General features: G+C 71.1%; 14 protein-coding genes. 8 read left to right on the top strand and 6 right to left on the bottom strand.

Annotation, left to right across the window (positions count from 1 at the left end; all coding sequences use genetic code 11):
* Window positions 1–229 precede the first annotated feature (229 nt).
* The 4 genes from H0X00_RS14215 to H0X00_RS14200 all read left to right on the top strand — a co-directional run bounded on the left by H0X00_RS14215 (window position 230) and on the right by H0X00_RS14200 (window position 4,471).
* Window positions 230–1,420: a sensor histidine kinase gene (locus H0X00_RS14215; protein ID WP_293772142.1), complete on the top strand. Its 1,191-nt coding sequence runs from the start codon at window positions 230–232 to the stop codon at window positions 1,418–1,420.
* 70 nt (window positions 1,421–1,490) lie between these two features.
* Window positions 1,491–2,348 (top strand): LytTR family DNA-binding domain-containing protein, encoded by an 858-nt coding sequence (locus H0X00_RS14210; protein WP_293772140.1) that lies wholly within the window; start codon window positions 1,491–1,493, stop codon window positions 2,346–2,348.
* Entirely contained in the window at window positions 2,345–2,719 is a 375-nt protein-coding gene (locus tag H0X00_RS14205; RefSeq protein WP_293772138.1) for a hypothetical protein, read from the top strand. Before H0X00_RS14210 ends, H0X00_RS14205 begins: the two co-directional genes overlap by 4 nt.
* A gap of 24 nt (window positions 2,720–2,743) precedes the next feature.
* Window positions 2,744–4,471: a cation acetate symporter gene (locus tag H0X00_RS14200; RefSeq protein WP_293772136.1), complete on the top strand. Its 1,728-nt coding sequence runs from the start codon at window positions 2,744–2,746 to the stop codon at window positions 4,469–4,471.
* Window positions 4,472–4,486: 15 nt separating this feature from the next.
* Here the strand turns inward: H0X00_RS14200 and H0X00_RS14195 are convergent, their stop codons facing one another.
* Window positions 4,487–5,161 carry a Crp/Fnr family transcriptional regulator gene (locus tag H0X00_RS14195; RefSeq protein ID WP_293772134.1) on the bottom strand — a complete coding sequence of 225 codons (675 nt, stop codon included), beginning with the start codon at window positions 5,159–5,161 and terminating at the stop codon, window positions 4,487–4,489.
* A gap of 82 nt (window positions 5,162–5,243) precedes the next feature.
* Between H0X00_RS14195 and nth the strand changes: the two genes are divergently transcribed.
* The 4 genes from nth (at window position 5,244) to H0X00_RS14175 (ending at window position 8,611) form a co-directional block, all read left to right on the top strand.
* Complete coding sequence (gene nth / locus H0X00_RS14190; RefSeq protein WP_293772131.1) at window positions 5,244–5,957, top strand: endonuclease III; 714 nt, start codon at window positions 5,244–5,246, stop codon at window positions 5,955–5,957.
* The gene (locus tag H0X00_RS14185; protein ID WP_293772128.1) at window positions 5,954–6,682 is read left to right on the top strand and encodes a TlpA disulfide reductase family protein; all 729 of its coding nucleotides are present in this window, start codon (window positions 5,954–5,956) and stop codon (window positions 6,680–6,682) included. The genes nth and H0X00_RS14185 overlap by 4 nt, the downstream gene beginning before the upstream one ends.
* Window positions 6,683–6,708: 26 nt before the next feature.
* Complete coding sequence (locus tag H0X00_RS14180; RefSeq protein ID WP_293772125.1) at window positions 6,709–7,359, top strand: CoA pyrophosphatase; 651 nt, start codon at window positions 6,709–6,711, stop codon at window positions 7,357–7,359.
* Between the two features lie 70 nt (window positions 7,360–7,429).
* Window positions 7,430–8,611, top strand: coding sequence for a MarP family serine protease (locus tag H0X00_RS14175; RefSeq protein ID WP_293772123.1), 1,182 nt, complete (start codon window positions 7,430–7,432; stop codon window positions 8,609–8,611).
* A gap of 52 nt (window positions 8,612–8,663) precedes the next feature.
* Here the strand turns inward: H0X00_RS14175 and H0X00_RS14170 are convergent, their stop codons facing one another.
* The 5 genes from H0X00_RS14170 to H0X00_RS14150 all read right to left on the bottom strand — a co-directional run bounded on the left by H0X00_RS14170 (window position 8,664) and on the right by H0X00_RS14150 (window position 13,100).
* Complete coding sequence (locus H0X00_RS14170) at window positions 8,664–9,554, bottom strand: alpha/beta hydrolase (protein WP_293772120.1); 891 nt, start codon at window positions 9,552–9,554, stop codon at window positions 8,664–8,666.
* Between the two features lie 54 nt (window positions 9,555–9,608).
* Entirely contained in the window at window positions 9,609–10,040 is a 432-nt protein-coding gene (locus H0X00_RS14165) for a phage holin family protein (protein WP_293772117.1), read from the bottom strand.
* A gap of 65 nt (window positions 10,041–10,105) precedes the next feature.
* Window positions 10,106–11,368, bottom strand: a complete 1,263-nt coding sequence (gene nhaA / locus H0X00_RS14160; RefSeq protein WP_293772114.1) for a Na+/H+ antiporter NhaA — start codon at window positions 11,366–11,368, stop codon at window positions 10,106–10,108.
* Window positions 11,365–12,657 carry an ArsB/NhaD family transporter gene (locus H0X00_RS14155; protein WP_293772111.1) on the bottom strand — a complete coding sequence of 431 codons (1,293 nt, stop codon included), beginning with the start codon at window positions 12,655–12,657 and terminating at the stop codon, window positions 11,365–11,367. Before H0X00_RS14155 ends, nhaA begins: the two co-directional genes overlap by 4 nt.
* Window positions 12,654–13,100, bottom strand: a complete 447-nt coding sequence (locus tag H0X00_RS14150) for a CBS domain-containing protein (protein WP_367186628.1) — start codon at window positions 13,098–13,100, stop codon at window positions 12,654–12,656. The genes H0X00_RS14155 and H0X00_RS14150 overlap by 4 nt, the downstream gene beginning before the upstream one ends.
* Window positions 13,101–13,209: the final 109 nt, after the last annotated feature.

Genomic DNA, 13,209 nt, shown 5'->3' with positions numbered 1-13,209 from the left:
GTCCACGGCCGCCCGGGCCCGCAGCCCGGCGTCGGCCACCCCGGGCAGGAGCGCGATGGCGGCGAACGGGTCAGCGGCAGGCACGGGCGGTCACGCTAGCGGGCGCCCGAGGTGCCCTAACGTCGACCCGTATGGAACCGGGCCGAAAAGATGGCGATTGCCACCTTTGGATGGTCCACCGGTGCACGAAAGCTGACGTCAGGGTGTCCGCCCGCCTAGATTCGGACTCGTGGGCGACCTGACGGGTGCTCTGACGCTCGCGATCGCCGCTGCGGCCGTCGCGGTGGGGGTGTTCGGGCTGCGCCGGTTCAATGTGTGGCGACCTGACCTCGGGACCAGCGCGGACCAGGCCAGCTTCGAGACCCTGCACCTGGCTTCACTGGCCGCGCCCTCGCTCCGCGGCGGGCTGACCCAGGCCGGCACTTCCCGCGCGATCAAGCCGCTGCGCACCCTGCTCGGCAGTACAGCGGTCGCGATCACCGACGGCCAGCGTCTGCTCGCCTGGGACGGCGAGGGCCAGGACGAGCTCGGCGAGCACGCCGTCGCCCATGCTCAGTCCGTGATGGACAGCGGCCGCAGCCAGGTCCTGGACGGCCTCGGCGTGGGTGACCACCCGGCCGGCGAGCCGATCCGCGAGGTGGTGGTCACCCCGCTGGTCTCCGGCACCACAGTGATCGGGACCCTCGCGGCCTACGTCAGCTCCAGCTCGGCCGGTCTGATCCGCGCCGTCGACGAGGTGGGCAGTTGGGTGTCCGGTCAGCTCGAACTGGCCGAGCTCGACGCCACCCGGACCCGGGTCGCGGAGGCCGAGGTGCGCGCGCTGCGCGCGCAGATCTCCCCGCACTTCATCTACAACTCGCTGAACGCCATCGCCTCGTTCGTGCGCACCGACCCGGACCGGGCGCGTGAACTACTGCTGGAGTTCGCCGACTTCACCCGGTACACCTTCCGCCGGTCCGGAGACTTCACCACACTGGCCGACGAGTTGCGCGCCATCAACGGTTACCTGCTGCTCGAGCGGGCACGGTTCGGCGAGAGACTCAATGTCACACTGCGGGTCGCCCCCGAGGTTCTTGCGGTCTCCATGCCGTTCCTCTGCCTGCAGCCTCTGGTGGAGAACGCCGTGCGGCACGGCCTGGAAACGAAGGACGGACAAGGCACGGTGACGATCCTCGCTGAGGACGCAGGCGCGCACTGTCTCATCAGTGTCGAAGACGACGGGGTCGGGATGGCCCCCGAGCGGGTGCGCGAGGCGCTGTCCGGAGAGCCCGGATCCGACCACGTCGGGCTGGGCAACGTCGACGAGCGCCTGCGCACGATCTTCGGTGACGAGTACGGCCTGACCGTGGCCACCGCTCCGGGGGCCGGCACGAAGGTCAGCTTCAACGTGCCCAAGTTCCAGCCCGGGGTGCACGCGTGAACGGGCGCAGCGAACGAACCATGAGCATCGAACGCGGCTCCGCGAGGACGAAGTCCGTGGCGGAGACGCTGTGAGCACACCCGACAAGAAGCTGACGGTGCTCGCCGTCGACGACGAGGCCCCTGCGCTCTCCGAGCTGGTCTACCTGCTGCGCCAGGACGAGCACATCGCCAGCGTGCTCTCCGCGGACAGCGGCGCCGAGGCGTTGCGTCAGCTCGGCCTGCACACCATCGACGGCATCTTCATGGACATCCGGATGCCCGGCCTGTCCGGTGTGGAGCTGGCCACCGTGCTCGCCCAGTTCCGCAACCCGCCGCCGATCGTGTTCGTCACCGCGTTCGATTCCCACGCCGTCGACGCCTTCGAACTCAAGGCCGTCGACTACGTACTCAAGCCGGCCCGTCCGGAGCGGTTGGCCGAGGCGGTGCGCCGCCTGGTCGCGCGGGTCAACTCGATGAACGCCCCGACGACCCCCGCGCCTGCGGCCCCCGCGCCGCCGGATGACGAGACCATCCCGGTCGAGCTCGGCGGGGTCACCCGGTTCATCTCGCGCAGCGAAGTCCGCTACGTCGAGTCCCACGGCGACTACGCCCGCCTGCACACCGCCGACGCGACCCACCTGGTGCGGGTGCCGATGGCGACGCTGGAGGAGCGCTGGCGCGACGCCGGCTTCATCCGCATCCACCGCAGTTACCTGGTCTCCCTGGCGCACGTGACCGAGGTGCGCCTGGCCACCGGCCGGTCGAGCGTCGTGCTCGGCACCGAGGAACTGACGGTGAGCCGGCGTCACACCCGCGACCTGCGCGAGGTTCTGGTCCGTCGCTCGCGACCCAACGCTTCCGGCGGCGCGGCCGGCAATTCGTCCGGCGGTCCGTCGAGCACGGCGCCCGGTGCTCCGGCCGAGCGCCTACCTGAGGTCCGCGAGTGAACGAGGTCGACCGGTCCAAGCGCGTGGTCGTCACCAGCCCCCGCGCCCGCGCGACCGGAGCCGCGCAACGCGGCGTCCTCGACCTGGACGAGCAGACCACGGTCGGCGAGGTGTACCTGCGCTCGCTGATGCGGACCCAGCTGGGACTGGCCCTGACGGTCTGCCTGACCGCGCTGATCCTGGTGGCCGGCCTGCCGCTGATGTTCGACCTGTGGCCCGCCGCCGGCCGGGCGCGGGTGTTCGGGCTCGGGCTCCCCTGGCTCGTCCTCGGCGTGCTCGCCTACCCCGCCCTGGTGATCGGCGGCTGGGCCTACGTGCGGGCCGCGGAACGCAACGAGAGGCGCTTCGCCGCGCTCGTCGAACGCCGCTGACATGAGCCCGATGAACGAGCACCGGTGAGTCAGGGTTACGGCATCGCGGCCATCTCGATCGTGGTCGCGCTCACGGCGATCATCGGCGCGTTCGGCCTGCGGATCTCGCGCACCACCTCGGACTTCTACGTCGCCTCGCGGACCGTCTCACCGTTGTGGAACGCCTCCGCCATCGGTGGGGAGTACCTGTCCGCGGCATCGTTCCTCGGCGTCGCCGGGCTGATCCTGGCCTACGGCGCGGACCTGCTCTGGCTGCCGGTCGGCTTCACCGGCGGCTACCTGATCATGCTGGTGCTGGTCGCCGCGCCGCTGCGCCGCTCCGGGGCCTACACGCTGCCGGACTTCACCGAACTGCGGCTGAACTCGACCCGGTTGCGGGCGCTGGCCAGCGTGCTCGTCGTGGGGATCTGCTGGCTCTACCTGATGCCCCAGTTCCAGGGCGCGGGCCTGACCCTGCGCACGGTCACCGGCGCCCCGCTGTGGGCCGGCGAGCTGATCGTCGCCATCGTCGTGGTGACAACGGTGGCGGCCGGCGGCATGCGCTCGATCACCTTCGTGCAGGCCTTTCAGTACTGGCTGAAGGTGACCGCGATCCTGCTGCCGGCGGCATTTCTGTTCCTGAGCTGGCACGCCGACGACTCCCCGTCCCTGACCCGGGACTCGCTGCCCAGATTCGCCGTAGCGACCACTGTCACCGCACCCGAGGACCTGCAGATCCGGGTGACCCAGCCGGTGGTGCCGCGGGTCACCGGCGTGGTGGACGGGCTGCGCTACGTCGGCGGAGTTGCGCCGCTCGCGCCGGGGCCGCACACCGTGGCCGAGGGCACCCGGCTGGACTTCCCCGCCGGCGCCCCGGTCCCGGTGGAGGAGAACCTGCCCGCGGCCACCGACGAGGCCTGGGCCCAGCCGCTGTCCGGAGGCCGGGAGCACTCGCTCTACACGACCTACTCCCTGATCATCGCCACCATGCTCGGCACGATGGGCCTGCCGCACATCCTGGTGCGCTTCTACACCAACCCCGACGGGGGCGCGGCCCGCCGCACGACGCTGGCCGTGCTCGCGCTGCTCGGAGTGTTCTACCTCGGCCCGACGCTGTTCGGGGCCCTCGGCCGGATCTACGCCCCGGACCTGCTGCTGACCGGCCGGGTGGACTCGGTGGTCCTGGAGCTGCCCTCGCGGATGGTCGGCGGGACCGGCGGTGACCTGCTCTCCGCCCTGGTCACCGCGGGCGCCTTCGCCGCGTTCCTCTCCACCGCGGCCGGCCTGACCATGTCGGCGGCGGCCGTGCTGTCCCAGGACGTGTTCCGCAGCCGCGACGTCCGCACGTTCCAGTTGGCCGCCGTCCCGGCCACGCTGATCCCGTTCCTGTTCGCCCTCATCGCGGGCGGCATCGCCGTCGGCGACGCGGTCAGCCTCGCCTTCGCGGTGGCCGCCTCGACGTTCTGCCCGCTCCTGGTGCTCGGGGTGTGGTGGCGACGGCTGTCCACGGTGGGCGCCGCCGCCGGGATGGTCGTCGGTGGCGCGTCCGCCGGGGCGGCGGTGCTGGCCACCATCATCGGCGGCCCGTACCAGGGGTGGACCGGTGCGCTGCTGGCCCAGCCCGCGGCCATCACCGTCCCGGCCGCGTTCCTGGTGATGATCGGGGTGTCCCTACTGACACCGCGTCACGTGCCGTCGAACATCCACCGGATCATGGTGCGGCTGCATGTCCCGGAAGGCCTCGGGCAGGAAGCCGGCGACTTCAGCCGGTAGGACGACTCGGTAGAACTACTTGGCGCGACGGGCCAGCCGCTCGAGGTCGAGCAGAACGACGGCCCGGGCCTCCAGGCGGATCCAGCCGCGGCCGGCGAAGTCGGCGAGGGCCTTGTTCACCGTCTCGCGGGAGGCCCCGACCAGCTGGGCCAGTTCCTCCTGGGTGAGGTCGTGGCCGACATGCACGCCTTCCTCGGACTCCACGCCGAAGCGGCTGGAGAGATCGAGCAGCGCCTTGGCCACCCGGCCGGGCACGTCGGAGAAGACCAGGTCGCCGATCACCTCATTGGTGCGGCGCAACCGGCTGGAGATCTGTTTGAGCAGCGAGAGGGCGACCTCGGGCCGGCCGCTCACCCAGCCGGTGAGGTCCGCGTGGCCGAGGGCGTAGATCTGGACGTCGGTGACCGCGGTCGCGGTGGCGGTGCGGGGACCGGGGTCGAACAACGAGAGTTCGCCGAACATCTCCCCCGGGCCGAGGATGGCCAGCAGGTTCTCCCGGCCGTCCGGGGACGTGCGGCCGAGCTTGACCTTGCCGTCGGCGACGACGTAGAGCTTGTCGCCCGAGTCGCCCTCCCGGAACAGCACCTGGCCGCGCCCGAGATTGACCTCGGCCATCGAGCGCTTCAGCGCCTCGGCGGCCTCGTCGTCGAGGGCCGAGAACAGCGGCGCTTTCCTGATCACGTCGTCCACGGCGCTCCTCCTCTTCCGTGCGGAAGCGTAGTGGCAGGGGCGGGCCGTTTCTGCAGGTGGGACCCGGACGTACGCTGACCGCGTGCCGCGATCGTTCGCGGGCGAGTCGCCCCTCGCCCTGACCCGCCGTGCCCGGCGAATCTCGCGCGCGTTGGCCGAGACCTACCCCGACGCCCACTGCGAGCTGGACTTCACGACCCCGCTCGAGCTCCTGGTGGCGACGATCCTGTCCGCGCAGACCACCGATGTGCGGGTCAACCTGGTCACTCCGGTGCTGTTCGCGAAGTACCGCACGGCCGCCGAGTACGCCGGGGCCGACCGCGCCGAGATGGAGACGATCGTCGCCTCCACCGGATTCTTCCGGGCCAAGACGAACTCGGTGATGGGCATGGCCCAGGCGCTGTGCGAGCGCTACGGCGGCGAGGTGCCGGCCAAGCTCGATGATCTGGTGACGCTGCCCGGCGTCGGCCGCAAGACCGCGAACGTCGTTCTGGGCAACGCCTTCGGAGTGCCCGGCATCACCGTGGACACCCACTTCGGCCGACTGTCCCGCCGCTTCGGCTGGACAGCAGAAGCAGACCCGGTCAAGGTCGAGCACGCCGTCGGCGCACTGGTCCCCAAGAAGGAGTGGACGGACCTCTCCCACCGCATGATCTGGCACGGGCGGCGGATCTGCTTCGCCCGCAAGCCGGCCTGCGGTGCCTGCCCCCTTGCGGCCCTGTGTCCCGCCTACGGCGAGGGCGAGACCGACCCGGAGCAGGCCCGGGCGTTGGTCAAGACCTCGGGCCCGCGATGAGTCGGGTCCGGATCGCGGCGCTCCTGGCCGCTGCCCTCACCGTGCCCCTGCTGCTGACCGCCTGCAGCGGCGGGGACGACGATCCGGTCGTGCCCAGCGGAATGTCCGGTGGGATGCCCAGCGGCATGACGAGCGAGATGACCCAGGCCGAGGCGGCCGAGGAGGGGGCCTCGCTGCTGGCCTCGCCGAGGCCGGGGTTGACCACGCCGCCACTGACCGGCGGGGGCGCGGGGGGCCCGATCCTCACGTGCACCGGGCTGGACAGCCCGCTCGCCGGAGCCGCCGAGGTGAGCTCCCGGGACGACGAGGGTCGCACCCTGCCGAACCTGACGCTGGACTGCCTGGGTGGGGGCGAGGCCGTCACCTTGGGTGAGCTGCGCGGGCCGTTGGTACTCAACGTCTGGGCCAGTTGGTGCCTGCCCTGCCGCGCCGAATTGCCGTTCCTGACCGCCGCCCACGAGGCCTTGGGTGAACGCGTCCGGTTCGCCGGGATCGCGCTCACCGACTCCGACGGCCCGTCCCGGGACTGGCTCTCGTTCCACGGGGTGGACTGGCCGTCGCTGGCCGATCACCAAGGCGCCGTCAGGGGTCCGCTAAGGATCCCCGGTCCGCCTGTCACCCTCTTCGTCAACTCCGACGGCAGGATCGTCGAGGTCCACTATGGTGCGTTCACGAGCGCGCGCCAGGTCCAGGACGCGATTGCGGAGCACCTCGGGATTTCCTGAGGACGCCGGTCCGAAAGGGACGTGGGGTGAACAGGGTCGAGCTTCCCGGCTGGCTGGCGCCGCTGGTCGACCTGGCCGGGACGATCCAGCCAGCTGACCTGATGCCCCTGGTGCCGCTGCAGCCGCAGGGCGAAACCCGCGGCGCCGCGGTCCTGCTGCTGTTCTGGCAGGACGGTGCCGAGGATGGAGCCGGCGACATCCGGGTCCTGCTGATCCAGCGGGCAGCCGAGATGCGCGCCCACGCCGGCCAGCCGGCCTTCCCCGGCGGGGCCATCGATCCCACGGACACCGACGCCTCTGCGGCCGCCGTGCGCGAAGCCGTCGAGGAGACCGGCCTGGACCCGGGCGGGGTCGAGGTCTTCGGCACCCTGCCCGACCTCTCGGTGCCGGTCAGCGGGTTCACCGTCACGCCCGTGCTGGCCTGGTGGCGCGACCCCAGCCCGGTCACCCCGGTCGACCTGAACGAGGTGGCCTCGGTCCATCAGGTCCGCGTCGCCGATCTGGTCGATCCGGCCAACCGCCTGATCGCCCGGCACATCTCCGGACGGCAGTCTCCGGCCTTCGAGGTCGACGGAATTCTGGTCTGGGGTTTCACCGCCTTCGTCCTCGACCGCGTACTGGCCCTGGCCGGCTGGGAGCTGCCCTGGTCCCAGGACCGGTTCGAGGACATCTCATGAGCGAGCGCAGCGAACTCATCATGGGCACCGAATCGGTCTCCGCGAGGACGAAGTCCGTGGCGGCGACTCGATGAGCGTCATCGACGTCGTCCTGGTCATCGCCTGCGTCAGCTTCGCCGCGGCCGGCTACCGGCAGGGCTTCATGATCGGCCTGGCCGCCTTTCTGGGGTTCCTGGCCGGCGGCATCGTCGGGGTCTTCATGGCCCCCGAGATCGTGAAGATCATCGACGACGAACTCGGGCAGGCGATCTTCGCCGTCGGCATCGTGCTGACCATGGCGACGGTGGGTCAGTTGCTCGGCGCCGCCGGCGGAGCCTGGCTGCGCAGCATGGTCACCTGGCAACCCGCGCACGCGATCGACGCGGGCGCCGGGGCGCTGCTCGGCGTGATCTCGCTGCTGGTCGTCTCCTGGTTCGTCGGCTCCGCGTTGGCGAGCGCGCCGGTCTCGGACCTGTCGGAGAAGGTGAAGGAGTCCGAGGTCCTCGGCTTCGTCGACGACTACATGCCCGACAGCGCCGACCGGCTCTACTCCTCGCTGGCCCGGGTGCTGGACAAGAACGGCATCACCCAGGTGTTCGGGCCGTTCGACAACGAGAAGATCATCCAGGTCGAGGAACCCGACTCCGGGCCGCTGGCCGCCCCGCAGATTCGCGCGGTCAAGCGCAGCATCGTCAAGGTCGAGGGCGCCGCGCAGTCCTGCCGCAAGGCGCTGGAGGGCACCGGGTTCGTGTACGCCCCGGAGCGGGTGATGACCAACGCCCACGTCGTCGCCGGAGTCACCGAGCCGACGATCTCGGTCGGCGGCACCGAGGAGCGCCTGCCCGGCCGGGTGGTGCTCTTCGACGAGGACCGCGACGTCGCGATCATCTACGTGCCCGGCCTGAACGCCCCGGCCCTGAGCTTCGACACCGGCGGCGGGCGCCGCGATTCCGCGGTGGTGGCCGGATTCCCGCTCAACGGCCCGTACCACCTGGAGAAGGCCCGGATCCGCGAGGAGATCAATGCCCGCGGCCCGGACATCTACAACTCCGGAGTGGTCGAGCGGAACGTGTTCTCGATCTTCGCCAAGATCGAGCCCGGCAACTCAGGGGGCCCGCTGCTGTCCCCGCAGGGCAAGGTCTTCGGCCTGATCTTCGCCAAGTCCGTCCAGGACTCCGAGACCGGGTACGCCCTCACCTCGGCCGAGATCGCCGAGGACGCCCGCAAAGGTAGGTCGAGCACCGAGCGGGTGTCCACCAAGGATTGCGTCTGAACGGCCGTCAGGGCGCCGTTCAGACCCCTTCGGATGGTCAGGCAGTGATCGGTCAGGTGGAACCAGCGAGCCAGGTCACCAGCGCCGCGCTGACCGCCTCCGGCGCTTCCTCCTGCGGGAAGTGGCCCACCTCGGGCACCACCGACCAGGAGTACGGCCCGGCCACGTACCGGCCGGAGCCGGCCGCGGTGCTCGGCCGGACCACCGGGTCCCGCGCACCGTGCAGGTGCAGGACCGGACGGGGAATCGGGGCCCTCATCCGCCGGGCGTAGCGCAGCCCGTCCGGGCGGGCCAGCGAACGCACAGCCCAGCGGTGGTACTCCAGCGCCGAGTGCGCCACCGCCTTGATCTGGATCGCCCGCCGGTAGGTCGCCTCGGTCTCCGCGTCCGGCCAGCCCGGGGTGGCCGACCACTCGCGCAGAAGGTCGCCGACCGCGGCGCCGTCGTCGGCCACCAACTGCCGCTCCGGTATCCACGGACGCTGATAGGCCAGGACGTAGGACGAGGCGGCCACCTGCTCCCGGTCGATCACCGCCGAACGCATCCGGCGCGGGTGTGCCGCGGAGATCACCGCGAGGCGGGTCACCACCTTGGGCTCGAACACCGCGCTGGTCCAGGCCAGCACCCCGCCCCAGCCGTGCCCGACGATCGTCGCCTCGGCCTCACCGAGGGACTGCACCACGCCGGCGACGTCACCGGTGAGCGTGATCGGGTCGTAGCCGCGCGGGGTCTTGTCGCTGCCGCCGTAGCCGCGCAGGTCCATCGCCACCGCGCGGTAGCCGGCCGCGGCCAGCGCAGTCAGCTGGTGGCGCCAGGTCCACCAGAACGTCGGGAAGCCATGCAGCAGCAACACCAACGGGCCCTCGCCGACCTCGGCGACGTGGAAACGCGCCCCGTTGGCGGCGATCTGACGGTGCGTCCACGGGCCCTCGGGCGCCCACACGAGATCTCCGGAGTCCCCCGCGACACCCCCAGCGCCGGGGCCGTCGTCAGGCACTCACGCGCTCGCGGACTGCTTCTTGCCGCGGGTCTTCAGCGTCGCCACGGTGTCCTTGATGGTCCGCTGTGTGCGCTTGGGCGGGCCGATCTTCTTCAGCGACTTCACGCCGATCACCACCAGGATCCCGGCCACCAACAGGTAGGCGCCGGCGACGATCAGGAAGCACGCCCAGAGGTCCAGGGAGGTCTTGTCGAGGCCGTAGACCGCGCCGAAGGAGAGGAAGATGAAGCCGAAGAACCCCAGCAGGCCGGCCGCGCCGAACATGCCGCCGCCGACGGCCGCCTTCTTCGCCTCGGCCGCGAGCTCGGTCTTGGCCAGCTCGATCTCACTGCGGATCAGGATCGAGGCGTTCTGGCTGGCCGCGGCGACCAGCTCACCCAGGGACGGCGCCTCGGCCGTGGACGCGCTGCCGTTGCGGTGCTCGGCCATGTCTCCTCCTCCTCGATCGCCCGGGGATCAGCCCGGGGATCAGCCCGGGGAATCAACCCGGGGAATCAGCCCACAGTCTGCCCGCTGGCGCGCCCGGGATGCCCGCCGCCCCGCCGCCGGTGGTACCGGTTGCGACGCCGGAGCAGGAGCGTGGCCAGCGCTGCGGCGAGCAGGGAGCCGGCGAACACCGCGATCGTCACGCTGTCCGCGCGGGCTGGGTCACCGGCGAAGGCCAGGTCCCCGATCAGCAGGGACACGGTGAAGCCGACGCCGCTCAGCGCGGCCACCCCGCAGATGTCCCCCCAGTGCAGACCGGGTGCGAGTTCGGCCCGGGTGAAGCGTGCGACCAGCCAGGTACCGCCCGCGACGCCGAGGAACTTGCCGATCACCAGGCCGGCGGCCACGGCGACCGCGACCCGGTCCCCGCCGGCGTCGGACAGGGCGGCGGGCGACAGGGCGACCCCGGCACTCAGCAAAGCGAACAGCGGCACCGCGACGCCGGCGGCGAGTGGCCGCAGCCGGTGCTCGAGCCGCTCCGCCGGGGAGTGGTCCTCATCCTCGTCCGGGCGGACGCGGGTCAGCAGGCCGAGGGCGACGCCGGCGATCGTGGCGTGCACCCCAGAGGCGTGCACGAAACCCCAGACTCCGCCGGCCAGCGGGACGTAGACCCACCAGGCGTGCACGCGGCGGTGCTGCAGGTAGGCGTAGCCGAGGGCGCCGGTTCCGGCTACCGCGAGCGCCGCCAGGTCGATGCTGCTGGTGTAGACGGTGGCGATGATGAGGATCGCGCCGAGGTCGTCGACGACGGCCAGCGTCAGCAGGAAGGCCCGCAACGCCGGCGGCAGGGCGGGTCCGACCACCGCGAGCACCGCGAGGGCCACGGCAATGTCCGTCGCCGTGGGGACCGCCCAGCCGTCCGCGGCGCCGGGCGCGCCCGCTGCGATCGCGAAGAACACCACGATCGGCACCAGCATCCCGGCGAGCGCGGCGACCACGGGCAGCACCGCGGTGGACAACGTCCGCAGCTGACCGCAGACGAGTTCGCGCTTGAGTTCCAGGCCGGCGACGAAAAAGAACAGCGCCAGCAGGCCGTCGGCGGCCCAGTGCTCCAGGTCCAGGTCGAGGTGCAGCGACTCCGGCCCGATCGTGTGGTGCCGCACCGAGTCGTACGCGTCGGACCAGGGCGAGTTCGCCCACCCGACGGCGACGGCCGCGGCGGCCAACAGCAGCACGCCGCCGATCGTCTCGTCCCGCAAGGCGCGGGTCAGGAATCGCCATTCGGCGGTCGGGAGCAGGTCGAACAACGCGCGGGACGGGGCGGAACTCATCCCAGCACGAAGTAACGCAGGTACACGTACGGCCAGGACAGCGCCACCGTGACGCTCGCCACGATCAAGCCGTACTTGGTGAAGGTCCAGAAGCTGATCGGGACGCCGTTGCGCGCCGCGATGCCGAGCACGACGACGTTGGCGCTCGCGCCGACCGCCGTCGCGTTGCCGCCCAGGTCCGCGCCCAGGGCCAGCGACCACCACAGGGCGTTGCCCTCGACCGGCGTCGGGGCCGCATTCACCAGGTCCAGGGTCAGTGGGGCCATGGTCGCGACGTAGGGGATGTTGTCGACGAGCCCGGACAGCACCGCGGAGCCGAAGAGCAGGCCCGTGGACGCCGCCAGGTAGTGGCCCTGCGCCGCCTCGGTCGCCTTCTCACCGAGGTCGCCGATGACACCGACCTCGACCAGGCCTCCGACCATGATGAACAGGCCCATGAAGAAGACCAGGGTCGGCCACTCGACTTCCTCCAGGAACTGCTCGGGAGGGCTCTGCGTCACGGCGATGATCGCCCCGGCGCCGAGCAGCGCGACGATGGCCGGCTCGACGTGCAGGGCGGAGTGCAGGGCGAACGCGATCGTGACCCCGCCCAGGATCACCAGGCAGCGGACCAGCATCGCGGGGTCGCGGATGGCCTGCCGCTCGTCCAGGGACATCACTTCGGCGACGCGCTCGGGGTGGTACTCCAACTGCCGGCCGAACATCAGCTTGCACATCCCGATGAACACGACCATCAGGACGACGATGATCGGGGCCAGGTTGAGGACGAAATCGTTGAACGAGAGCCCCGACCGGCTCGCGATGATGATGTTGGGCGGGTCCCCGATCAGGGTCGCGGCCCCACCGATGTTGGAGGCCATCGCCTCCGCGATCAGGAACGGCACCGCCGAGTTGCCGATCCGGTCGCAGACCAGCAGCGTCACCGGCGCGACCAGCAGCACGGTGGTCACGTTGTCCAGCAAGGCCGACGCGACCGCGGTGATCACCACCAGCAACACCATGACGCGGAACGGCTGACCACCGGCCCGTTTCGCGGCCCAGATCGCCAGGTACTCGAACACGCCTGTCTGTTTGACGACGCCGACGATGATCATCATCCCGAGCAGCAGGAAGATGACGTTCCAGTCGACGCCGGTCTCCTCGCTGAAGAACGCCGTATGGGTGTCGGCGACGCCGATCAGCACCATCGCTGCGGCCCCGCCCAGCGCGGCGGTGACGCGGTGGATCTTCTCGGTGGCGATCAGGATGTACGCGATCACGAAGATCGCGACCGTCAGGGTCTCGGTCACGGGATGGCCAGCAGACGCTCGAGGAGTCGAGAGACCGTGATCGCGCCGAGCAGTCTGCCGTCGTCGACGACGGCCACCAGCGGGCTGCGGAGCTTGGCCATGATCGCCGCGATCTCCAGGGCCGTGTCGCCGGCGTCCACCACCGACAACTCCACGCGTTTGGTGGGCAGCAGATCGGCCACGGTCCGCCCGGCCAGGGACGCACAGAGCCGGTCGGCGTGCGCCTCGTCGTAGACGCGGGCCAGTGAGGGATCCTCCTGGACGTAGGCCGGGACGAGGAAGCGCAACACCTGCGATCCGGGCAACACGCTGTGCGGGGCGCCGTGGGCGTCCACCACGATCAGGCCCGGCAGTCGGCGCTCGATCAGCAGACGGGTCGCGTCGAGGGCCGGCGACTCCAGGGCCACGACGGGGAAGGGTTCGACGAGTTCTCGGGCCAGCACGGGGCGCGCTCCGGGGGTCGGGAACAGGACCGCCGACCAGTCTTCCCGGCACACCGGGAGTCAGTGTAGGTGCGACCGTCGCCTTAAACGGTTCGCGGCCCCGCCCGGC

Source organism: Sporichthya sp. (genome assembly GCF_013815995.1).
GTDB lineage: Bacteria > Actinomycetota > Actinomycetes > Sporichthyales > Sporichthyaceae > Sporichthya.
The sequence above is the reverse complement of the archived record's forward strand: the minus strand, read 5'-3'. Positions and strand labels throughout refer to the sequence as shown.